This window comes from Mesorhizobium oxytropidicola (genome assembly GCF_056174625.1).
In genome coordinates this window covers 334,934-357,143 of sequence record NZ_JBWBWK010000003.1, presented here as the reverse complement: position 1 = coordinate 357,143, position 22,210 = coordinate 334,934, and the positions used below count along the sequence as shown (strand labels likewise).

The 22,210-nt window shown below is 60.1% G+C and carries 18 protein-coding genes and 6 pseudogenes; 13 read left to right on the top strand and 11 right to left on the bottom strand.

Features of this window, described 5'->3' with window-relative positions; translation table 11 throughout:
* Nucleotides 1-249 precede the first annotated feature (249 nt).
* Nucleotides 250-689, bottom strand: a pseudogene (locus tag AC0V8S_RS41155) (Ros/MucR family transcriptional regulator).
* A gap of 658 nt (nt 690-1,347) precedes the next feature.
* Between AC0V8S_RS41155 and AC0V8S_RS41150 the strand changes: the two are divergent.
* From AC0V8S_RS41150 to AC0V8S_RS41140, 3 genes are all read left to right on the top strand, one after another.
* Complete coding sequence (locus AC0V8S_RS41150; protein WP_475439296.1) at nt 1,348-1,851, top strand: hypothetical protein; 504 nt, start codon at nt 1,348-1,350, stop codon at nt 1,849-1,851.
* 79 nt (nt 1,852-1,930) lie between these two features.
* Nucleotides 1,931-2,176 carry a hypothetical protein gene (locus tag AC0V8S_RS41145; RefSeq protein ID WP_475439295.1) on the top strand — a complete coding sequence of 82 codons (246 nt, stop codon included), beginning with the start codon at nt 1,931-1,933 and terminating at the stop codon, nt 2,174-2,176.
* A 522-nt stretch (nt 2,177-2,698) separates the two neighbouring features.
* The gene (locus AC0V8S_RS41140) at nt 2,699-2,872 is read left to right on the top strand and encodes a hypothetical protein (RefSeq protein ID WP_475439294.1); all 174 of its coding nucleotides are present in this window, start codon (nt 2,699-2,701) and stop codon (nt 2,870-2,872) included.
* A 367-nt stretch (nt 2,873-3,239) separates the two neighbouring features.
* Here AC0V8S_RS41140 and AC0V8S_RS41135 read toward each other — a convergent pair whose 3' ends face one another.
* Nucleotides 3,240-3,380, bottom strand: a complete 141-nt coding sequence (locus tag AC0V8S_RS41135; protein ID WP_475439293.1) for a hypothetical protein — start codon at nt 3,378-3,380, stop codon at nt 3,240-3,242.
* A gap of 122 nt (nt 3,381-3,502) precedes the next feature.
* Here AC0V8S_RS41135 and AC0V8S_RS41130 point away from each other — a divergent pair, with 122 nt between their 5' ends.
* Nucleotides 3,503-4,480: a hypothetical protein gene (locus AC0V8S_RS41130; RefSeq protein WP_475439292.1), complete on the top strand. Its 978-nt coding sequence runs from the start codon at nt 3,503-3,505 to the stop codon at nt 4,478-4,480.
* A gap of 390 nt (nt 4,481-4,870) precedes the next feature.
* Here the strand turns inward: AC0V8S_RS41130 and AC0V8S_RS41125 are convergent.
* Nucleotides 4,871-5,500, bottom strand: a pseudogene (locus AC0V8S_RS41125) (IS91 family transposase); the annotation flags it as partial.
* A 56-nt stretch (nt 5,501-5,556) separates the two neighbouring features.
* On the opposite strand from AC0V8S_RS41125, the gene tnpA reads away from it, so the two are divergent.
* The 4 genes from tnpA to AC0V8S_RS41105 all read left to right on the top strand — a co-directional run bounded on the left by tnpA (nt 5,557) and on the right by AC0V8S_RS41105 (nt 8,675).
* The gene (gene tnpA, locus AC0V8S_RS41120) at nt 5,557-5,994 is read left to right on the top strand and encodes an IS66-like element accessory protein TnpA (RefSeq protein WP_475439291.1); all 438 of its coding nucleotides are present in this window, start codon (nt 5,557-5,559) and stop codon (nt 5,992-5,994) included.
* The gene (gene tnpB, locus AC0V8S_RS41115; protein ID WP_475439290.1) at nt 5,991-6,341 is read left to right on the top strand and encodes an IS66 family insertion sequence element accessory protein TnpB; all 351 of its coding nucleotides are present in this window, start codon (nt 5,991-5,993) and stop codon (nt 6,339-6,341) included. The genes tnpA and tnpB overlap by 4 nt, the downstream gene beginning before the upstream one ends.
* Before the next feature lie 71 nt (nt 6,342-6,412).
* Complete coding sequence (gene tnpC, locus AC0V8S_RS41110; RefSeq protein WP_475439289.1) at nt 6,413-7,996, top strand: IS66 family transposase; 1,584 nt, start codon at nt 6,413-6,415, stop codon at nt 7,994-7,996.
* Nucleotides 7,997-8,150: 154 nt separating this feature from the next.
* The gene (locus AC0V8S_RS41105) at nt 8,151-8,675 is read left to right on the top strand and encodes a YecA/YgfB family protein (RefSeq protein WP_475439288.1); all 525 of its coding nucleotides are present in this window, start codon (nt 8,151-8,153) and stop codon (nt 8,673-8,675) included.
* Here AC0V8S_RS41105 and AC0V8S_RS41100 read toward each other — a convergent pair.
* Together AC0V8S_RS41100 and AC0V8S_RS41095 are read right to left on the bottom strand one after the other, a co-directional pair.
* Nucleotides 8,673-9,251: pseudogene (locus tag AC0V8S_RS41100) on the bottom strand (IS91 family transposase); the annotation flags it as partial. The gene AC0V8S_RS41105 and the pseudogene AC0V8S_RS41100 sit on opposite strands and share 3 nt — an antisense overlap.
* Before the next feature lie 9 nt (nt 9,252-9,260).
* Entirely contained in the window at nt 9,261-10,142 is an 882-nt protein-coding gene (locus AC0V8S_RS41095) for a tyrosine-type recombinase/integrase (RefSeq protein ID WP_475439287.1), read from the bottom strand.
* 384 nt (nt 10,143-10,526) lie between these two features.
* On the opposite strand from AC0V8S_RS41095, the gene AC0V8S_RS41090 reads away from it, so the two are divergent.
* Complete coding sequence (locus AC0V8S_RS41090) at nt 10,527-11,969, top strand: ISNCY family transposase (protein ID WP_475439286.1); 1,443 nt, start codon at nt 10,527-10,529, stop codon at nt 11,967-11,969.
* Here AC0V8S_RS41090 and AC0V8S_RS41085 read toward each other — a convergent pair whose 3' ends face one another.
* Nucleotides 11,970-12,740: a sulfite exporter TauE/SafE family protein gene (locus AC0V8S_RS41085; RefSeq protein ID WP_475439285.1), complete on the bottom strand. Its 771-nt coding sequence runs from the start codon at nt 12,738-12,740 to the stop codon at nt 11,970-11,972.
* Between the two features lie 380 nt (nt 12,741-13,120).
* On the opposite strand from AC0V8S_RS41085, the pseudogene AC0V8S_RS41080 reads away from it, so the two are divergent.
* A pseudogene (locus AC0V8S_RS41080) lies at nt 13,121-13,990 on the top strand (ISNCY family transposase); the annotation flags it as partial.
* Nucleotides 13,991-14,030: 40 nt separating this feature from the next.
* On the opposite strand, the gene istB reads toward AC0V8S_RS41080, so the two are convergent.
* Together istB and AC0V8S_RS41070 are read right to left on the bottom strand one after the other, a co-directional pair.
* Nucleotides 14,031-14,807, bottom strand: coding sequence for an IS21-like element helper ATPase IstB (istB, locus tag AC0V8S_RS41075; protein WP_475439284.1), 777 nt, complete (start codon nt 14,805-14,807; stop codon nt 14,031-14,033).
* 12 nt (nt 14,808-14,819) lie between these two features.
* Nucleotides 14,820-15,698 (bottom strand): annotated as a pseudogene (locus AC0V8S_RS41070) (Mu transposase domain-containing protein); the annotation flags it as partial.
* Between AC0V8S_RS41070 and AC0V8S_RS41065 the strand changes: the two are divergent.
* The 3 genes and pseudogenes from AC0V8S_RS41065 to AC0V8S_RS41055 all read left to right on the top strand — a co-directional run.
* Nucleotides 15,682-15,840 (top strand): annotated as a pseudogene (locus tag AC0V8S_RS41065) (IS110 family transposase); the annotation flags it as partial. The pseudogenes AC0V8S_RS41070 and AC0V8S_RS41065 overlap by 17 nt on opposite strands.
* Nucleotides 15,841-16,437: 597 nt before the next feature.
* Nucleotides 16,438-17,376: a hypothetical protein gene (locus AC0V8S_RS41060; RefSeq protein WP_475439283.1), complete on the top strand. Its 939-nt coding sequence runs from the start codon at nt 16,438-16,440 to the stop codon at nt 17,374-17,376.
* Nucleotides 17,377-17,738: 362 nt separating this feature from the next.
* Nucleotides 17,739-18,236 carry a hypothetical protein gene (locus AC0V8S_RS41055; RefSeq protein WP_475439282.1) on the top strand — a complete coding sequence of 166 codons (498 nt, stop codon included), beginning with the start codon at nt 17,739-17,741 and terminating at the stop codon, nt 18,234-18,236.
* A gap of 263 nt (nt 18,237-18,499) precedes the next feature.
* Here AC0V8S_RS41055 and AC0V8S_RS41050 read toward each other — a convergent pair whose 3' ends face one another.
* The 3 genes from AC0V8S_RS41050 to AC0V8S_RS41040 all read right to left on the bottom strand — a co-directional run bounded on the left by AC0V8S_RS41050 (nt 18,500) and on the right by AC0V8S_RS41040 (nt 22,007).
* Nucleotides 18,500-19,840: an IS1380 family transposase gene (locus AC0V8S_RS41050; protein ID WP_183456652.1), complete on the bottom strand. Its 1,341-nt coding sequence runs from the start codon at nt 19,838-19,840 to the stop codon at nt 18,500-18,502.
* A gap of 1,019 nt (nt 19,841-20,859) precedes the next feature.
* Nucleotides 20,860-21,210, bottom strand: coding sequence for a DUF2958 domain-containing protein (locus tag AC0V8S_RS41045; RefSeq protein ID WP_475439281.1), 351 nt, complete (start codon nt 21,208-21,210; stop codon nt 20,860-20,862).
* 401 nt (nt 21,211-21,611) lie between these two features.
* On the bottom strand, nt 21,612-22,007 hold the full coding sequence (locus AC0V8S_RS41040) for a hypothetical protein (protein ID WP_475439280.1): 396 nt from the start codon (nt 22,005-22,007) through the stop codon (nt 21,612-21,614).
* Between the last annotated feature and the right edge of the window lie 203 nt (nt 22,008-22,210).

Genomic DNA, 22,210 nt, shown 5'->3' with positions numbered 1-22,210 from the left:
AACTTGCGAGCTGAGTGCCTGGATATTTATCGTCATTCCGCTTCCAGAAGACCGCAAACCAAAAGCAGAGGTCGTGCTCGCGATGGTCGAAGTGTGCCGTCAAGGCGCAGTGAGCTGCAGCAGTGGCCGCATTCGGCCCATACAGGTCGAGTGCGGCCTTGACCGCCTTTTCCGGCTGAGCCATCCAAATCCAAAAAGCGTAAAATCGCTGCGATGCCACAAGCTCCCTTTGGCCTAGACGTGCACAGCTCAGGCCTTCGCCTTGCGTTTCGCCGCAGGTTTCTTGACTGGAGTTTCCTTCCTTCCCAAGCCCAGAGACTTTGCCAAAGCCGATCGGGTCGCCGAATAACTTGGCGCAACCATGGGATAGTCTTTCGGCAAACCCCATCTCGCCCGGTATTCATCAGGCGTCAGCCCATGACTGGTCGCAAGATGGCGCTTAAGCGACTTGTATTTCCTACCGTCCTCAAGGCTGATGATATAATCCGGAAACACTGACTTTTTGGGGTTGACTGCCGGCGTCGGGCGGATTCTGCGATGGGAGCTGACGCACCAATATTAGACAGTGCCGAATTCACGCTCGCAATCAAATCGGGCAATCCAGAGACTGGCACCGCGTTTTTCTGGACATAGGCGGAAACGATATCTGCAGTAAGTTCAATCATATTATTGCTTGGTTCCCCGGGCATCGACGTGCTCCTTCAATCATCACATCCTCATATCCGTCAAAGAGACGATATGCCACCAACCTATGCCACTCGCACTTTCCCCGATCAAGCCGGATATTTGGCATTTCTGTATGACGCAGGGTTACAACGAACTTTCGTTTGGTGACAAAGCGTATCCACGCCAAACCAGCCTCCCGATTGGTGCTGGGCCAAAGGATGTTGAATTGTCCTCAATTGAAGATGGTCTAGGGGGTGTCAAAGTTCGGCTCGAGATTATGCGAAGCAGGATATCATGGAGTGTAGAACGCAAAATGCTAATAAAGCCGTCGCTGTTGCTACAGAAATCCCCTGGTCGGATCGCCTAGCTGACGCCGAAAAGCCCGGAGCGCAACACTCCGGGCTTTCTGTGGTTGTCCAGATGACATCGCGATGCCGGGCAGGGGTCTGGCATCGTCTTTAGGAGAAAAGTTCAAGACTTCTTGAAACGCCCTGCGTCGGCGCAATGCCGCGCCTAGAAAAGAAGCATGGATTGCTTAGGCGAGGTTCCGAACGGGACCGGGGCAATCCTGGAGGAGCTTCGAAGCGTACCCTTTCCATCATGCTTACCGCTTATCAGACGGCTTTGGCTTCCTTCGCTCATGGGCAATGACGCCAACGCAGCAGAGAGAGGAGAATCGAAATGAATCATCATCTTAAGAAGTACACCGCCGCTGGGATGTTCGTGCTGAGCATGACCAGCTTTCTGCCCGCTGCGCACACGGCGGACTGGTGGAGCAGGAATGTCGCTCCCGTCGGCAGGGGGATCAACAAAACGTTCAACTCCATTGTGAAGAACCCGGGGGAGATCCTTCCCGTCTGCTGGGGCTCGCCGCAGAAGTGCCGCAACGAGAACATGCCTGGAGACGCTAAGACCTCGCCCGTTGCGGACTCGGACAGCGCGACCTCGATCTGCGTGCAGCCCGACGGGCAGGGCGGCGCAATTGCCTGGTTCTACCCCTTCCGGCCCGCGCAGTATCAGCAGAACGGCACCGTAACGGTTACCAATCTACGGCAATGCGAAGAGCGCACGATCTCTGGTCCCGTCCTGCCTGATAACAAGCTCACCATTGCTCCGACGGGCTGGACGGAGACCGTTTTCGCCAACGGAACGAAATTCTGGATGATGCGCGGGCGCATCCTCTGACCAGCCATGGCGCCTGGCTCGCGCACATCGCGATCCGGGCGAAGACTGTCCTTTCCCTCGAAACTATTAGGAGAACACAATGCGCGATTTCATTCTCACCGTCGGCTTCATCGTTGGGCTCCCCGTTATCTCGGCCGAGGCTCAGAACCACACCGACAATCCCCCGGCTCATGGGCAGTACATTTCGCCCTGCCAGGATGGCAATAGCTGCAACACGATGAATGTTGGCTCGCTTGGCGGTAAGCCGGGGCCGAACCCGGTGCCGGGCGGCTACCCCGGCGTCCCGTCCACCGTTGCGCCACCCCCGCCTCCATCACAGAAGTAGGCGTCGGCCTCGTCGATGCCTGGGCGGAAATTGCCCCTCCAACGGCCTCATCTCCTCGATCATAAAAGGTGGTCGAGGAGACCAGTTTGAGGCAATGCTATCAACGGATGGCTCTGGGGCAATTTCCCGGCCATGCCAAGCTTTGCGCTGCAATTTAACAAGAGCCGGAGTCGGTGGGCGGCCCTTTCGGGCTTGGCATCGAGCGCTACATCCACTGGACGGCTACCAAGAAGCTATCCGCTTAGGGCCGACGACGCCCGTAGGCTCGGCCGCATCAATGTGTAGCCGATGGCGCAGATCTGGGTTGCTAGGCATCGCCCTAGGAGCCGGCTGCTCTGCCATTGTGCCACAGCGCACCGTCCAGGACGGTGCGCTTTTCTTTTTCACCGATGCAGACGGTCGGGGCAGGCGTCGTCGAGACGAAGAGACCGGGCCCCGGTCAATTAAAATATTTTATCCATCCATACTTGTCGTCGTCTTTGAAATGCGATCTCATGATTGGGGTTGTTGGGATGGCTTCCAATGAAGCAACTATTGGCGGCTTTGGTGTTTTTCGTCGTGGCCGGACCAAGCTTTGCCGGAGACGTCGGAATTGACCGCCAGATAGAATTTGGGGCAGGCCTCAAAGGCGCCTTCGACGGTGGTGCACTTACAAAACTCAATGTCGCCCCACACTTCAATTGCGACATGGTCTAATCCTTCATGGTCAGATGCTGTTCATAACCAACCGGGTGAGGGGCTCAGTTTCGGCTTCGACACGTTTGACCTTAAACCCAAAGTCACGAAATTCCACCTGGGTTTCGACACTCCAGATCATTGCCCAACGTGCATCATCTTCCCTCTCGATCCTCTTCCCAAAGACGCTCCGATCAAGCTTCCTCCCGACACACTTGCTCACCTTCAACCAGGTGTGAATGCACAGAGCGTCTCCCAGCAAGGCCGCTGTCCCGGAGAGCCGCCAGCGTCTGATCGAAGTTGAGATTGTCGGCGAGCGCCATTGCGGGCAGACCCATGACTGTCCACGCAGCAGATACCGCACCACCGACGAGCACTTCACGCCTATTCATTTGCTTTTCCCCGCTGTTGGTTGTGAGCCGCATCCGTTAATCTCGTTGTTCGATGTTCGGCAGATCCAGTCGTGGATTTCCGTGAGCGTGACGCTCTGGCTTGCCATTTTGCTCGCTGCCATGCAGGTCGCCGCCATGGACTTCTCCACGCCTTCGATGTTGAAGGAAATGACGCCCTGGACCGCTCTGGGCCGCTTCTCCGCAAAAGTATCTCCAGGCTTGCAGCCTCTGTTCAGACCAACAAAGAACGATTGTCCCCGTGCATCCCTCGACGCCCAAAGTCCCGGGCCGGGTGATCGAAAGCTACACCACTTCCGGGAACCCGACGAACGATCAGGCGCTTCAGATCAACGCCATGAATTCAGCACTCGTAGATGTCGACAAGGTCCGATATGGCGATAAGGCCATCGTCAATAAACTTTATGATGCCGAACCCTCTTCAAATTCTCACGATGTAGCGCTGGTGCATGTCGCTCAGCCCTTCCGCGAAGCCGCTGCGTGGGGCGGAGACGACAGCGAGGTGTTGGGGTGCAATATAGCGACCAGTTCGTTCCTGAAGACGCTCAGCCACAAGCGCCCGGAATTCTCCTGGCGCCAAATGGCTCACGAAAGTATCGTGTTCGACACCGCCTATCGTCAATTCATTGAGAAGGACGCACCGCGCTACACCGGTGAGGTAGAGAACGTCCTGTTCAACACGAAGCTGCTGAGCCCTAAGTCCTTAGGTGCTCTGGTGTTACATTTCCGACCAGGACATAAAGAATATCGCAAAGGCCTGCGGCATCAAGGCCAAGGCGGCCAAAAGGCTGCTTCCGCGACCCCGCCCAATCCGCCTGCAGCCGTTCCTCAGTCACATATCCGACATCGTAACCGATTCCACAGGTCACACCGGACCTGCCACCGGGCCAAATCAACCCCTTGTATTTCTTCGTATAGGCTTTTTTTGCTGGAGGCAGTTTGGAGGCCAAGGACGCGTTGCACGCCGGCGTCGCGACTTCGGCCGGCGTCCTTGGACTACAATCGCGGCTCCAGCTTCAAGGCGAAGCCCCCTAAAGACGGGAAAATCGATCGCTACACCGAGATGCGCAACATCTATGCCCACATGAAGAGCAAAGAGTTCAATAAGATCCCGGACGAAATTCGCAATATGGTCCGCCTTTGGGAAAACGATCCCGACGCGTCGGGTCTTGTTACGCGCCGCAATCTGGAGGCAAAGCTCTTCGAGGAGGGGCTGTAGCGGGCTTGCACATATTCGATTTAACATAATGCAGAGCGTTTTTAGCTTGGCGTCGCGACTGAAAGGCGGGTGGCAGGAGCGCACTGCGGTGGATCGCGACGGTTAGCTAAAAACGTGTTGGACTAAGCCGCCGGCACCGGTGGTCCGCTATGGGCGTTCAATGAAGCGCCCCGATGAAAGGAGACCGTGTGTGCCACGCGGGCGGGCGATTGCAGGTGTCGGATGCGCCGAAAGCGGCACGGATATCGGTTCCGGCATGTGAGATCGGCGCCGCGCCCTGCCTGGGAGAGGTTGCCGGTGATGACGGCGCACACTTTTGCGGGACCGGCTCAGTTTGGCTTCCGAGCGGGCCGGCGCTATGCTGATGACAAGGAAGGCGACGCCCCTGCTTCATGATGTGTCCTGGTATGGCGGGCGTCCGGTGACGCCGTCGAATGTTTCGATGATGATCATCTGCCCGCGATGGCACGCCGGGCATTGCCTGAGGGAATGCCCGGTGAGGGCCTCGTATCGGTCGCGATAGTCCTTTGCGGATCGGCTGTCCGACGGCTCGGGAACCGGCATGCCGAGCAGGTCACGACAGCGGGCGAGCTTTTGCGCGCGATAGCGATTGCCGAGGAAGCCGTAGTAGCGGATGCGATGAAAGCCCTCGGGCAGGACGTGTAGCAGGAAGCGGCGAATGAACTCGTCAGACGCGACGGTCATGACCTTCTGCCGACTGCCGTGCCGATAGTCCTTCCAGCGGAAGGCGACTTTGCCGTCCTCGATGGCGATGAGGCGATTGTTGGAAATGGCGACGCGGTGGGTATAGCGGCCGACGTAGTCGAGGACCTGTTCGGATCCGGCGAATGGCGGCTTGGCATAGATGACCCACTCGGCCTTTCGTAGCGGCGCCAGATAGCCCCGGAAGGCATCGCGCTCGCTCAACGCCTGCAAGTCAGAGAAGAACTTCAACAGGCCGGCGTCGAAGGCTTTCTCCAGGTGCTCCAGAAACAATCGTCGAAACAGGCGTGAGAGCAGTAAGCGGTGCGCCAAGGCACCTTGCAAGAGGCCGATGAACATGGAGGTTTCGGGCCATGACATTGGAACATGCAAGGGGCGATATGGTCGCCGAGTTAAGCGGCGCCGCGGCGGCCGAAGATCTTACAACGGTGCCCGGGCGCGTGCGGCAACGAAGGCTGTGGAGTTGCACCGAGAAGCGCGCGTTGGTCGACCTAGCGAGCGCGGCGGGGTCGTCGGTGACCGAGGTCGCGCAAGCGTTTGGCGTAGCTCCGTCACAGCTCTATGCCTGGCGCAAGCAGATAGCCGGCGGTGAGCTCGATGCCGATCAGGCGATGGCGACCTTCGCACGGATCGACGTGAGCGATCTGCCCGAGGTCGAACGCCCCGTCTCCGATTGTCCGGAGCCGGTCGGCAGGATCGTCGTGGCCTTTCCGAGCGGCACGCGATTGCGGATTGACGGGACCGTCGATCCGACAGCACTGAGCATCGTTCTGGCGGAGTTGACCAGGTGATCACGATTGTGCCGACCGACCGGATTTACCTGTGCTGCGGCGCGACCGACATGCGTCGCGGGATCAATAGCCTGGCGCGGATGGTGCAGCAGGTGCTCGCGCTCAACCCGCACACCGGCGCGATCTTCTGCTTCCGTGGACGCAAGGGTGATATCATCAAGATTCTGGCGCATGACGACCAGGGGTTCTGTCTGTTCACCAAGCGGCTGACCGATGGTTGTTTTGCCTGGCCAACCACCAAGGATCAGGTCGCCGTGTCGCTCACCAAGGCGCAGCTTTCGCTGCTTTTGGACGGGATCGATTGGCGCCGGCCGAGCAAGATTTATCGACCGCGTTTGGCTGGCTGATTTTGATGTTTCTTATTGATTTTGTGTTGATTCTTCTTCCGTGACGAGGGTCTTTCGGGTATAGGTTTTGGGTGTCGGAACAAGCTCCCTCAACCGCTGATTTCTTCGCTCGGATCGCCCTTCTGGAGGCGGCCGTTTCTGCCCGTGACACCACCATCGCCGAACGCGATGAGCAACTGCGAAGAGAGCGCGCCGAGGCCGCACTTCGCATCCAGCGCCTGCAGCTGCGGATCGATCGCTTCAACCGCAAGGCCTTCGGCCGCTCCTCCGAGAAGCTGGGCCAGATGCGGCTCGAACTCGAAGATCTCGAGACCGATTTCGCCGCCAGCGTGCCCGATCTCGAGCTGCCCATCGTTGCTGACACCGACAAGGTCCGGGTGTTGCCGGTGCGTAAGCTCAATCCCAACCTGCCGCGCAAGCGGGCCGTTCGCGAGCCGTCTTGCGCATGTTGCCCGGGCTGCGGCGGCGACCTGCGCGCCATGGGCGAAGATAGCGACGAGATGCTCGATCTGGTCGCCCAGGCGTGGCAGGTGATCGAGACCGTTCGACCCAAGTACAGCTGCCGGACCTGCGATAAAATCATCCAGGCGCCCGTACCAGCTAAGGCCATTGCACGCGGCAAGCTCAGCTATGCCGCGCTCGCCCATATCATGATGGCCAAGTGGGGTTATCATCTGCCCTTCTACCGTCAGGCACAGATGATGGCCGCCAAGGGCGTCGATATCGAGCGATCCACCCTTGCGCGCAGCGCCGGCTACGCCGCCGCCTTGCTCGATCCGATCTACAACCGCATCCGTGAGATCGGCCGTACCCGCACCAAGATCCACACCGACGACACGCGGCTTCCGATCCTGGCGCCCGGCAACGGCAAGACACACAAGGGCGCGCTCTGGGTTTACGTCGCCGACGACCGCAACTCGGGTTCGCAGGAGCCGCCGATCGCCTGGTATCGCGCCACCATGGGCCGCGCCGGCGAGAGCGTAATGACCGAGCTCGCCGGATTTTCCGGCACGCTCCAGGCCGACGGTTTCAGCGGCTACAACCAGATCTACAAGGGCGGTGCCATTCGAGAAGCTGCCTGCCTGGCCCATCTGCGTCGCAAGATATTCGACGTTCACGACAGCCAGCCGACCGCGCTCAGCACGACGGCGATGGCCGGTATCCAGGCGATCTACCGGATCGAGGAAGAGATACGGGGGCTCCCGCCCGCCGAGCGATTGGCCGCACGACGAACGCGGACCCGACCACTGGTCCGCGCGCTGCGACGACAGCTCATGCGCCAGGGCAAGGGTTTGTCGCGCCATGCCGATATCGCGAAGGCCTTCGCCTACGGCACCAACCGATGGCGCGCGTTCAATCGCTTCCTCTACGATGGCCAGCTCGAGCCCGACAACCTGATCGCGGAGCGGGCCATTCGTGGATTTACGGTCGGAAGGCGCAATTGGCTTTTCTCGGGCAACTTCGCCGCGGCAGAGCGGTCAGCGGTCGTGCTCAGCATCATCGAGACCTGCAAGCTTTGCGGCGTCGATGCCGAAGCCTACATGGCCGACGTCACCGAGCGCATCCAGAACGACTGGCCAGCCTCGCGCTGGGACGAGCTAATGCCGTGGCACTGGGGGCGCCGCCAAGAGATGCCGCTCCCGTTGGCAGCATGAGCGCGATCGATGACATGGCGCTGTCGGACGAGGCGCTGGAGGCCTGGATGGCTGCCAAGACCAACCGCCGCCCGCTGGTGCGGACCATGTCGGCGCTGGATGGCTTCGTAACGGCGGCGGTCACCGGCCGCGGTTCCCGGACCCGCAATACTGGATGTGCCCGCTCATGGGGTTGCCGCGCGACGTCTTGGCCAAAGGGTCTGCAACCGATCACGCCGTGTTTGCCAGCGTTGCCAGGATCCACAACGGGATCAACGAGACGCTCTTCGACAGACCGCAGGATTATGCGCCCCGATTCGCAACCAAGCCCAGCGGCGGCATCGACCCCCGGCCGTGGTGCCAGGGGTTCTACGCGGCCATGAATCTCAACATCAAAAGCTGGAGACGGCTACTCGACCTCGACAACCCCAACCACGGCCTGCTGCTGCCGATCCTGATCTACTGCGTCGACAAAAGGGGAGGCCCGTCCTCGGCAAGCCCAGGCCGGGGCCCGAGACCGCGCATTTCATCGAGCATGAGGCCTACAAAGACATCGCCCTCGTCATCCCCGCCCTGCGCGAACTCCACTACGTCACCCGTTATGACGATCCGGAGTGATCGTCGGCGTCGCGCGGACCAACGGCTGACCCAGCATAGACGCACTATTTCGAGAAAGGTGCCTTGGCGCACCGCTTACTGAGAGCACGCGGACCGGCAGGAAAAAGCTGGGCTTGCATGCGACCCATCGATCGCCGTCGGCAGAAAGGCCGCCGCCTGGGACGACGCAATGCAGATGCGGATGATGGAGCAGGTTTTGGCCCCAGGTGTGCAACACGGCGAAGAAGCCGATCTCGGCGCCCAGGTGCTTGGGATCGGCGGCGATGATGCGCAGGGTCTCGGCGGTGGCGCGGAAGAGCAGGCCGTAGACGAGTGCCTTGTTCTGATAGGCAATGGCGGCAATGGGCTCCGGCAGCGTGAAGACGACGTGAAAGTACTGGGTGTCGAGAAGCTCGGCGCGACGATCCTCCAGCCATTGTGCGCGGGCCAGCGATTGGCAGCGAGGGCAATGCCTGTCGCGGCAGCTGTTGAACGCGATGCGCCGGTGGCCGCATTGATCGCATGCTTCGACGTGCCCACCGAGTGCGGCGGTCCGGCACAATTCGATCGCCGTCATGACGCGGCGCTGGGCCGTCGACAGCGACGCATCATGCTGTGCGCGATAGGCTTCGCCGTAGCAGCGGAAGATATCTGCCACTTCCGGCCCCGAGCGGGCCATTGCCGCCGCTCAGAAATATTGCGGCGTGGCGGGCGGCGGCACGGTGGGCGCCGGACGCGGCAAGAGCTCGAAGGGACTCGATGTGGCGCAGACTTTGTTGGTGGCGATCCGCAGGTAATGGGCGGTGGTCGCAAGGCTCCTGTGACCGAGCAGCAGTTGAATGGTGCGCACGTCGGCACCGGCCTCCAGCAGATGGACGGCGAAGGCGTGTCTCAAACTGTGTGGCGTGACCGGTTTGGACAATCCGGAGAGGTCCTGCGCTTTCGCGCAGGCTTGTCCCACCGCACTCCTGGTGATCGGCTGGTCGGCACGATCGCCGGGGAAGAGCCATTCCTTCGGTCGCCGCATCTTCCAGTAATCGCGCAGAATCTCCAGCAGCTTGGGCGACAGCATCACATAGCGGTCCTTCTGACCTTTGCCCTGCTCGATGCGGATGACCATTCTCTGGCTGTCGATGTTCGTGGGCTTCAGCTGCACCGCTTCCGAAATACGCAAGCCGGCCGCGTAGCAAGTGGTCAGGATGGCGTGGTGTTTTACACTGAGGACGCAACCGAGGAACCGCTGAACTTCCTCTGGACTGAGGACGATCGGCAGCTTCTGCGGCTTCTTGGGTAGCGGCAGGACCTCTTCAGGCGCCCAGTCCCGATCGAGCGTCACAGTGTAGAGAAAGCGCAGCGCCGCAATGGCGGTGTGGATCGAGCCGGGCGCCAGGTTCTTCTCGTTGACCAGATAGACCTGATAGGTCCGAATGTCCTCGCGCCCGAGCAAGTCCGGCGACTTACCGAAGTGGCGAGCGAACAGCGACACCTGTTGCAGATACGACAGCTGGGTGTTGAGCGCGAAGTTGCGCACCTGCATGTCCTCGCTCATGCGCTGGCGAAGTTGGGTCATGACAAACTCCTCCTTTGTCTGATGGAATGGGCTGCAAGCAGCCACTCCATGCTGACAAAGCGAGAGCTTCTTGTGGACTCATGACCAGCTCGACAGACGACGCGATCAACACCACGCCGGCGGCCCACACCTTCCTTGCCGCTCCGCGATCGCGGAGCGGGTTAGTCCAAGATAGATTATGCGAATAAAATCAATTGGTTAGTCTAAGTTCCATAATTATACTTATGCAACAGCACGTGTGTAGCAGCCATTTAGTAATGCGACAGTTGCCCCAGTTAGAGATGCGACACTTCCCGCTTCCGAGGCTGGTCAACATGAAGCTGGAAAGGAAGGCTGGCGACTTCACAGAGCCTGGCGTGAGACCGGGCCTATTGCGGAGCCGTCATGCCTTTGGTCACCTTGTCGCAAAAAGAGCTGCATCGTCTCGAAGTCGTCCAGAAGATCCGAGACCGACGACTGAGCGTCGTCCAGGCGGCGGAACTCCTTCATCTCAGCCGCAGTCAGGTTCACCGGCTGTTGCAGGCCTATGACCAGGACGGCACCGGCGGGCTGGCGTCGAAGAAGCGCGGCCGGCCGAGCAATCGACGCCATGATGAGGACTTCCGCAACGGCGCATTGGATCTAGTGCGCGATCGCTACCGGGACTTCGGCCCGACGCTTGCCCGCGAGAAGCTGCTTGAATGGCACCAGATCGCCGTCAGCACCGAGACGCTACGCAAATGGATGACGGAGGCCGGCATCTGGACATCGCGCCGGGAGCGCAAGAAGCAGCTTCACCAGCCACGGGGCCGGCGCGACTGCCTCGGCGAGTTGGTGCAAATCGATGGCTCGCACCACTGGTGGTTCGAGAACCGCGGTGCCAAATGCGCCCTGCTCGTCTACATCGACGACGCGACGGGCAAGCTGCTGCATCTTCGATTTGCCGGTTCGGAGAATACGTTCGACTACCTGATCGCCACGAAGGCATATCTGCAGGAGTGGGGAAAGCCGATTTCATTCTACAGCGACAAGCATGGCATCTTCCGCACGACGCATGGGTCCGAGAAGGATCGGACGAGCGGCCTGACGCAATTCGGACGTGCGCTCTACGAGCTGAACATCGACATCATCTGCGCCAACACCCCGCAGGCCAAGGGCCGTGTCGAGCGTGCCAACCAGACTCTCCAGGACCGACTTGTGAAGGAACTGCGCCTGCGCAACATCAGCACGATCGAGGCGGCGAACGCCTACTCGGCCGAGTTCGTAGCTGACTTCAATGTCCGCTTCGGCAAGGAGCCACGCAATCCGAAGAACATGCACCGTCCCCTCGCCGATCACGAGAACCTGGACGGCGCTATGTGCCGCAAGGAGTTCCGCACGCTGTCGCAAGCGTTGACGCTGCGCTACGACAAGGTGCTGTTCATCCTCGACCCAAGCGACTTCGCGAAGAGCCTAGCCGGCAAGAAGGTGGTCGTCTGCGATTATCCTGATGGCCGGCTCGAGATCATGGAAGGCAGCACGTCGCTGCCCTACAGAACTTTCGACAAGCTGCGCTCGGTTCACAGACCGCAGATTGTCGAGAACAAGCGCCTGGACGAAGCGCTTGCAATGGTTGCCGAGATGCAGGCCAGTCGCGAGTTGAAGCGCAGCCAGCACGGCCCGCGCCGCACGGGCCAGGCGAACCACATGTTCGGCATTCCCGATGGCAGCCAGAGCAACGGTTACGTCAAGCGCGGTCGCAAGCCCGGCAAGAGAACGGATTTCATGAACGATCCGGCCGTCATTGCCCGGCGGGAACAGGCGATGGCTCGGATGGATGCGGCCGGACGACTGGAGGCAGCCGAGTGACTACTTATGCTGCCAGACCTTTAAGGCCGATATCACTAGGATCAGCGCGAGTGCCGGAAGCAGCGCGTAACTCGGCACCAGGCCAAGCAACTGGCCACCGATGAATGTCCCTATGATTGATCCGGCGGCCATGATCAGAAGGAACTTCTTGTTGCGGCCGATGACTGAGAAGCTCTGGTCTCGACTGTAGCGCGTGAACCCGACGAGCATCGTCGGCAGACTCACGGCGAGCGATAGGCTGCCAGCCAGCTTGATGTCGGCGCCGAACAGCAGAACCAGTGTCGGGATCAGCAGCTCTCCGCCGGCGACTCCAAGGAGCGAGGCGACGATGCCGATGATGAAGCCAGCAATGACCCCCGCTACCAGCTGGGCTGTGCCGGTGATCAGCGGCTGACCTATCGTGGTATCGTGCCCTAACAACAGCACGACGGCGATGACGACCAGGAGCAAGGCTATGACCTTGTAGAGAGCTTCCGATTTCAGGCGTGTCGCCCACCCTGCTCCAAACCAGGCACCCAAGAGGCTACCAGCAAGCAGATTGAGGATGACCGGCCAATGGGCCGCCACGTCGGCAAAGGGCACTGTCCGCGCCCTGAATGGCAAAGCTGTGGCCACCACGACCAAGCTCATCGCCTTGTTCAGGATCACTGCTTCCAATGCAGCGAAGTTGAACATGCCAATCAATAGCGGCAGACGAAACTCAGCACCGCCGAGACCAATCAGCCCGCCGAGCGCACCTATGACTGCACCGCCACCGAATGCGGCTGGCATATTGCGAGGGGTAGTCGATGCGAGCGCCTCTTGTGTCATGCGTTATAGTTACGCGGAAAGAACGCCCATGCAGCGTTTTTTCGAGAGCACGGGCACTCAAAGCTAAAGCCGAGGAGATCAACTGGATCGCACCCGATCGGGCTCTGCAACCCCGACCAGCTGATGCCCGATCGGGCGCTCCTGTCGGCGCCAAGACGCACGTCACTGTCGCGTTTCTAACTGGCTAGCGGTGTCGCGTCTCTAAATCGCTTTGACACACGTGTGTAGGAGCTAAGTTAAAATGTCCGGGTTTGGCAAAGTAGGAATGTCGCTCCTGCTTGTGCGCTGCCAATCTCTCCGCCTTCGACGGTGCGGGAGATTGCAACTTGGGACTTGTTCTGATGAGCGAACGCGAGCTGAAGCGTATCGAGGTTTTGTCGAAAGTCATTGAACGACGCATCTCCACTGCGTCGGGCGCGAAGATTCTGGGGCTCACGGTCCGCCAGACCCAACGATTATTGAGGACATTCCAAGACGGCGGTGCCGCGGCTCTCCGGCACAAGGCGCGCGGCAGATGTTCGAACAATCGCATCGTCGACAACGTTCGCGACTTTGTCCTGGAGCTCATCCGCGAACACTATGTCGACTTTGGTCCGACGCTTGTCCGCGAGAAGCTGCTCGAGCGACACCAGATAGCGGTTAGCAAAGAGACGCTGCGCAAATGGATGACCGAAGCCGCCATTTGGACATCGCGACGTGAGCGGAAGCGCCAGATTCATCAACCGCGTGGCAGGCGAGATTGCTTCGGCGAGTTGGTTCAGATCGACGGATCGCACCATTGGTGGTTCGAGAGCCGGGGGCCAAAGTGTGCCCTGCTCGTCTACATCGATGACGCCACCGGCAAGCTGCTGCATCTGCGCTTTGCCGGTTCCGAGAACACGTTCGACTATCTGATCGCCACCAAGGCGTATTTGCAGGAATGGGGCAAGCCGATCTCCTTCTACAGCGACAAGCATGGCGTGTTTCGCACGACGCATGGTTCGGAGAAGGATCGAACGACTGGCCTGACGCAGTTCGGTCGCGCGCTCTACGAACTGAACATCGACATCATCTGCGCCAACAGCCCGCAGGCCAAGGGTCGCGTCGAGCGCGCCAATCAGACGCTGCAGGACCGGCTTGTGAAGGAGCTGCGCCTGCGCGGCATCTGCGCGCTTCGCAAAAGCTGGACAGCGATTCCGCTAATTCCCGGACAGCGTTTTCACAAAAGTCCGGACAGTTTGACGAGGTTGGTCCTCGGCAGCCTGGTTGCTGTTAGGGCTGATTGATTTCGGTGTTCTCGGAGTCGGTCAAGAGGGGCGAGGCTTTTTTCTTTCGCATGCTCTCGCCCTGGAGGGCGATGCGGTGTGCATTGTGCACGATGCGGTCCAGTATGGCGTCGGCGACCGTGCTGTCGTTAATAAGGTCGTGCCAGCTTGCCACGGGGACCTGGGCGGTGATCAGGGTGGATTTTCTCTGATAGCGCTCCTCGACGATTTCAAAGAGGTGGAAGCGCTGCTGATCGGAGAGAGCATGGGTGCCGAAGTCGTCGAGTATGAGCAACTGGGCACGGGTGAGCTTGTCGATGAGGCGGGGGAAGGAACCATCGAGGCGGGCGAGCGCGAGATCCTCGAATAGGCGCGGCACGCGCACATAGAGCACGGAGTGACCGAGCCTGGCTGCCTGCCTGCCGAAGGCACAGGCCAACCATGACTTGCCGGTGCCGGTCTGACCGGTCACGATCAGGTTCTCACGGGCGGTGAGCCATTGCCCCTGGGCGAGCGCCAGGGTGTTGCGCCGATCGAGACCACGGGAAGCGGCAAAATCGATATCTTCGATGCAGGCCTGGACAAAGCGTAGCTTGGCGGAGGCGAGCCGGTTACGGATGCGCTTGTCAGCTCGCAGGGTGACCTCGCGGTCGAGCATCAGACCGAGCCACTCATCGCGGCTGAGCTCATTGGTGCCGGACAGTTCGGCCAATTCGCGCCAGGCAGCGGCCATGCCAGTCAGCCCGAGGGCCTGCATCTGGTCGAGGGTTTGGTTTGTCAGCATTCTTTGCTTCCTTCACTGGTAATAGGAACGGCCACGGATATTGGTGTGTGCAGGCGTGGGCGCCGCTTGTTCAGCCTGCGGTTGCTGCCGGTCGAGGCCGGATTTGAGGATGGAGGCGACGGAGGAATAGGCGATGGCATTGATGGTGAGCGCCCGCTTGCAGGCCGCATCGAGGCGCTGCGATCCATAGCGCGGCGCCAGCGACAAAATCCCCATGGCCGAGCGGTATCCCTGTTCCGGATGCGGCCTGTCGCGCATCATGCGTTCGACCAGGATGGCGGCGTTGGGGCCGATCAGGGTCGCCCGACCGATCAGATTGGCCGGCGTGGTGTTGGCGTAACGCTGATGCGCCTTGGGCATATGGTCGTTGACTGTGACGTGGCCGGAGCGCTGGGAGCGTCGGACATGGCTGGCGACACGCTGGTGATCGTGGAAGATCTCGACCACCCGTTGGGTGAGCCGCACCTGGAGGGTGCATCCGATCAGCCGATGCGGCACCGAGTAGAAGGTCTTGTCGACTTCGATATGGTAGTCGGGATCGACCTTTGCCGACTTCCATTCCGCATATTCGAATGGTGTGGTCGGCAGGGGCTTCAAGGCGGCTCGCTCGATCTCCTCGAACAGTTCGCGGCGGCTTCTGCCGATATGGCGCATCGGCCGGTTGTTCAGATCCTCGAGCAATTCGGCAATCGCCGTATTGAGGGCGGCAAGCGAGAAGAAGGTGCGGTTCCTGAGCCGGGCTAGGATCCAGCGCTCGACGATCAACACCGCGCCTTCGACTTTGCCCTTGTCGCGCGGCTTCCTGCTGCGTGTCGGCAGGATCGTGGTGTCGTAATGCTCCGCCATGGCGGCGAACGTCGCGGTCAGTGTCGGCTCGAACCACAGGGCCTGGGGCATGACCATCGCCAGGCGCCGGGGCATGGCGCGGGCGCGTGTGGCGGTGGCCCGCAAGCTGGCGGTCATCCTGCATCGCATGTGGGCCGAGGCAACCGAATTCCGCTTTGGAAAGGAGCCTGCCGCGGTGGCGGCGTGAACCGAGGCCAATCAAAGGAACACGCAACACGAACAGAGCCTTCGCCCGAAAGGGCGATGCCCGGATCGTTCCGTGGGACGATGGGCGAGGCGATCTCGTTGAGAGTCCCGAACCTGCCGGCCAAAACTCGGCAAGGTCGTGAAACAGATTGAGACGCCTCGCTCTCCTGACCCCATCATGCGGCGGCCAGAGCGCCGACCGCGAAGAGAAGCGAGTGACCCACGGAACGGTCCAGAAAAAAGTGCAGGAGCATCTTGACCTCAACGACCCCGATCAGAGAGGGCTCTCAAAGCTAAAGCCGAGGAAGCCCTGCTGGAACGCACCCGATCGGGCTGCGTAACCCGGACCAACTGACGCCCGATCGGGCGCTCACGTCGGCGCCAAGAAGCGCGTCACTGTCGCGTTTCTAACCCTGAGAATTTCCCCGTGGCGACATTTCTACTTTGCTGGCCAAGCGACATTCGAACTTGGTTGCAACACACGTGTAAAGTTACAATAGCCCCTTATCCGCGATGTCTCAAGTTTGTCGCAGAATAAGGTCTATGGTCGCTTCGGCTTGAGAAGAGGGACCACATGAAAAGGCCGTGCGCTCTAATTGTGTCGAAGTTGATTGTTCTAGCTTCCACTTTAGCCGGATCATCTCATGCCACAACACAAGCTGAATTGGCCTGCTTAGGCCATTATCACGATCGAGCAAGCGCCGCAGCGGGTATGCGAAGTGAACAGGCTTACTATGCCTCTCAAAACTGCAGCTATAGCGCGCAGGACTGCCAATACCACTTAGAGCAGCTCCGAGAAATAGAAAGCAAACGCGCTGATTGCCTCGCAAAACTAGATAAAAACCCCAAAACGGCAACCCCCGCCCCGTTCCCAAAAATAAAAGCGCCTCTGAACCAGCCACAAGCGGCAGCAGACAAGCCGAAACCATTTGATCCTGGGTATGATCTTGAGGGCCTGCCCGCGCTAGAAACCAAATTCAACTGCAAAGTGGCTATCTACTCCGCCGAGTGCATGGCAATTGCAAAACGCAAAGCGGATCTGTCAGGGGGCATTTCGCCATCTGACACCGTTGACCCGCAAAGTCTGAATTCCATAGCGGAAGTGAACAGAGCAGAATTTAAAAACCATTGCGACGGTGAGAATAAAGGCACGCAACTTTGTCTCGCCTTGCAGGAGCGGCAATTTGAGTTTGCGAGAGGTCTAAAGCCACAAGGTGGAGATAGAACGTCAGTTCAAAGCAAGTGCATGAATTATAACGAGAAACTCCATCAGGAATGTGTAACAGTAGCCCCCCAGACCAGCCATGCACCTGAGTCAGGCGCCACCACCGCGACTATGACCTATGAGTTGGAATTCACGAATACCTGCGACATGACAGCTTCGATTGCAGCCGACGCGGTGGGAGCTACCGAGAATATTACAAGAGGGACCGGAATTGGGCCTTTCTCCTCATCCACACTTGTCTGTCAGACATATCCGGGAGAGCCAAGTAGTTGCAGCGGCTTCGCCAATCCGCGTGTCATGAGCTGCCATTAACGAGGGGCGCATCGCAGGACCGGGCACAGTGGCTACGTTTAGCGCCACCATGGGCGTGCAGGGTGGCCACTTGTGCTTCGGCGAGGCAAGGCGGGGCGACATCGGTTGCCCTTCCGACGCGCCGGTTATTAGCGCCTCGACCATTACCGCCACGTTCGTGGGGGATGGATCCGGCCTCACCGGCGTCGGGGTAGCGAGCGATCACATCGTAAGAGGGAGCACTGCGGCGATTATCGGCCCGAACGGCGTCCTAGCCCGGATTGTTAGGACGGCAACGTCCCGAACGGATCGGGCGAAGATCGCGGCGGCGCCTGGTTTGAACTATGCCAGTGCCGCCCTCCAAGGCGGCCGCAGGGGGCGGGTTGACCGAACCCGCGAAGCATCATTTCGCCGGAATTGAAACCTACGTCGTCAATGCCCACATCATCCGCGTAGGTGGCGCATCGTTACAGAGGTGCAACATGGTTGGTTCGTTTTTCCCCCGGGCATCGTTCAGAGCGGATTTTGGCTCTGGATCGGGCGGTGGGTCGCTCCCTAGCGACAATCCGGGCGTTTTGACCCGGAAAATGGGCAGCATTGCCCATATCGCGCTCCATGATTTCGAAAGGGAGCGCGCAAAGCTGTTCTTTAAGGTCTACGAAAAGAAGCTGCCGTTCCGATATTACGCCCCTGCCTTCGTCGTCGCTGAGCATGAAGAAGCGCACCGAAAGCACCCGACCACGGACATGGTGCATAAGAGTCTTGCCTGTTTCTCGACCAGACCTTCCAGTCCGCCACTGAGGCGCTGCGAGGCGCTGTTTGGCATGGCATCGTCTGCCGCCAACAATCCGATGACAGCAGCAAGGATATCGTGCGTCTGAATGACACCCAGCGCAACCAAGCAAGCAGAATCGAGCAGGGACTGAAAACGCTTCATTCGGAATTCGCTCTTCGCCTGGCGAAGGAGTCCTAGCCCGTTTGATGCACAGCGATCGGCTTTCGGCGGCCTGCATCGGCGATCTGGCCGCCCTCGGGGTCCATTTTGACAAGCCTCGTCGGGCGCCGGCGATGATCCGTCGTGATGGCAGGCGGGGTTTGCAGGTTGCGGTCGGCGGGTTCGTTTCGGGGCGTCTGCGCCCCATCGTTATGTCGCGAGTTGGGGGATGCGATCGAGGACGATGCGCAGGATGCGCTGGTCGGGGCACGATGTCGGCAGGTGCAGGCGGATTTGCGATTTCATCTCGACCACCCGCGCAGCGATTTTGATGAGGCGCAATCGCAGCGTGTCGAATTGGGCGACGGCAAAGCTCGAGCGCCTCGGCATCGCGGCCCGCAAGCCCCACATCAACCAGTAAGCACCGGCATGCAGGAATAGCCGGAACTGGTTGGCCGTCGCTCTGGTGCAGGATGTGCGGTCGGCGGCAAGATGCGTCTTCCACGACTTGATGTGGTTCTCGGCCGCGCCGCGCCGGCAGTAGACATCCTCGTAGAGCGCCTTGGCCTTCCCACCGGCAAGGTTGGTGACGACGAAGCGGGTATCGGCACCTTGGGCGCCGACCTCGACCCGCGCGATGATGCGCTCGACGCGGCTCCAACTAGCGGCGCCGTCAACGAACTCCTTGAACCTGCGGACCTTGCCTGTCTTGGCCGACGCTTCGAAGCGCGCCGTCGTGCTGGCCTCCAGATCCGCGACATGCTTGCGCAGGGTCGTGGTGGGCGCGAGGCCAAAGATGAAGTCGACGTCGTTGGCGCGGCACCAGTCGATGACCTGCGGGCTGCAATAATGGCTATCGCCGCGGAGCAGGATTCGAATGTTCGGCCAGTTGATCCGGATCGCCCGCACCAGACGGCGCAGGTGGGGGCGGATCTCAGCCCCACTCGGCCGCTTGGCCGGTCGCAGGATCGCGCTGACGAACCGTCCCGCACCATCGAACACTACGATCGGCTGGAAGCCGTACTCGTCATGGTGGGCATTGAACAGGCGAAGCTGTTGGCCTCCGTGCACAGCGTCGAAGGTGTCGTCAATGTCGAGTACGATCCGCTTCGGCACCTGCCGGAACGAGGCGCAATAGAGATCGACCATCGCCCGCCCCATCGCAACCAGCTCCCGCACGCCGGGCAGGTTCTCCAGCCGGCACAGCGTCGATTGCGACGCCAGATCCCGACCCGACGGCAGCGCATCCTGGGCCATCTTGAAGACCGGATCGCGGCGCAGCCGGTTGGCGTCGTTGCCGTCCTCGTAGCCGGCGGCAATCATCTTCATGCGAAAGCCGATCATGTCCGCCAGGCTGTGGACGACCTGGTCCGGGCAGCGCGGATCGTCGATGCAACGCGCCAGACGCTCGGCCACCCGCAACCGCTTTTCCACCTCGGCCAAAGCCAGAACGCCGCTGTTGGACGACAGCATGCCGCCGTCGAAACGGGCGACGACGGACTTGCCGCCGACTGATGACAAACCGCTCAGCGGCAGCGTAAGATCGTTCATGGTGGGTGTGGTCTCCGGGAAATGGTTCGGATCGGCTTAAGCAACCAAATCCTAAGTCATTTCAACGGCTTGCGCCACATCCACCAACCCCCATGAATTTTTCGGGCTAGGAGAAAAAATCGAGACTTCTGAACCGCCCCGCAATGGCAAAGCGCGGACGCTACACGGCGGCATGGGTTGCAAAGGTGAGGTTCCAAGCGGAACCGAGGCAATCCTGGAGGATGCTTCCACGCGTGCCTTTATCATCATGCTCGTCGCCTTCGGCATCGCGAGCCCTATAGGCGCCGCTCATGCCGGAGGTTGGGGACACGGACCCAGCTGGCATCAAGTTCGCAAAGACGCGGGAACCATAGCCCGGGGCGCAGGCCACACTGTGGAGAAGGCGGTCCAGGAACTCGGCAAAGTCAAGGTGAACGTTGCTATCGGATGGCGGCGACGCACGGAGCGGGTATGCGCGGTGACGCCCCCTGCACGATTGACGAGGCCAACCAAACCCAACAGCTGCCGGAGTACCCGCGGTTCGAGAATTCGACCCGTTCGAGACAAGAAGTTTTTGACGGGCCCTGTCGAGGCATGGGTTGTGAAGGCCCGATTGCAACCAATCCCGGCAACGATCTCCCCGAGAGATTGCCCGAGCCCGTGGGCGAGCCCGTAGCGGATTGACCAAACGCTTTCTGCGTTTCGCGTCGTCGATCGGCATCCGTCGGCTCTCTCGTCGGCTTCGGCATGATGATTTACAACCAATAGCACATCATTCTTCATGCTTCGGCTGTTCGGGCTGATGATGCTGGAACTGCCCCCGCACGTTGCCGCGAGAATGGGCCATCATGTCCAAAGGCAGGGCGAAACCTGCACGGAAATACAGTCATTGCTGGATACGCAGGCGGAATCTCATCTAACGGTCGTCTGCCGACAGCGATTCCGAAAGGGCCAAGGGTCCGAAGGACGGGAACGCCTCCGGAGGAAGCGGTCCACCGTCGGAGCCACGGCGAAAGTGCCGGCATAGCCGCCCCTTCTCCTTATGGTTTCGACGGTATTTCGCCGACGAAACGGACCTCGGGGGCAATCGCTCCGATCGGCCTGGACGGGCGGTAGTCCGGATCGAAGTCGAGCAGCCTGCCCGCTCTGGAGCGGTTGTAGATGAGCCCCGGGATTGATACCCAACCCATCAGCGGTACACTGCCGTCGCCGGGGAAGAAAGCACCGAAGGCGAGCATGTCGTTTTGTGGCGATCTTTCGGAGAGCAGCCACTCCGATCCCGTGTCCAGCGAAACAATTCGAACGACCGGGAAATGATCGAGAGAGCGTCCGCGCTCTGCTGAGGCTCGGCCATTTTCGAGCAATTTTTCCATTTTTGCGATCGGAATCATCTTGCCCCTCCAGAGAGCCTGTCGTTCAGCCTGCTTGCCATCCAGAGGCACGCTGTAGGTTGATCGGCCATGTCATCCACCCCCTTCGTGGCGGTGCGGTCGCGACGAGCGGTCCTGCAGGCGGTCGCACCCTCTGTCCGATGCTGCGTAACCAACGCGGACAGTCGCCAGGCAGACGTGTGCGGCGGCCTTTGGCAGCTATGCGCCCAGCACCGCTTGAACAAGTTGCTCTCGACCGAGCGGCACTGAAGGTTCGCAACCTCAGCTTCCTCGGCCCGACCGGGTGGACAGCCTGAGAAGTCACAGCTAGGCGAATAGGCCAAGAAGAGTTGGGCAGACGCCGCATAGCGTGATCACGGATATTGGCATATATCACAGCAAAGCAGCTTGGACTTAGGTCGCTATTCGGCGTACCGGCGCTCCAGCGCGGTTGCAATTCGCTCGCAAAGCAATTCTGATGTCACGACTGTGAGGTGGAGACGGAGGCGAACTCCGCGTGCATCAACTATGGTAGTGACAATGCCGCGATCAGAATACTCGGCGAGGTCGAGAACATCGTTGATGATGAAGTCTGGTATTTCACGAAGCCTCTCAGGGTGCCCATTCACTGGGGTATCCTCCCAGATTGGTGGCTTTCCAGGCAGGCCAAGCCTAACTCTCTGGAATTCGGCGTAACTCTCGGCAACGGCTTTAGCGTTGAATGAATGCCGAGTTACTTTGCCATTTTCGACGACCTGAACAATCCATTGGCCGTTGAGATTGTTCAATCTCACGTCGTTCGGTTCTCCGGCAACCATATTCGCCATCCGTTTCAGCAATCAGGAGGGAGGAATGACAGTGGACGTCGTCCCAAGCCGCGGTATCGGCCTTTAGACCGAAAACGACATCGACAACCCTCGGTTATAGTCGACGAGCGCAGGGCTGCTCGTCACGGACCGCCGAAACCCAGCTCTCGAAAAAGCCGTCGCCCGAAAACGTAGCCACTGCGGCCCTGGCCGAG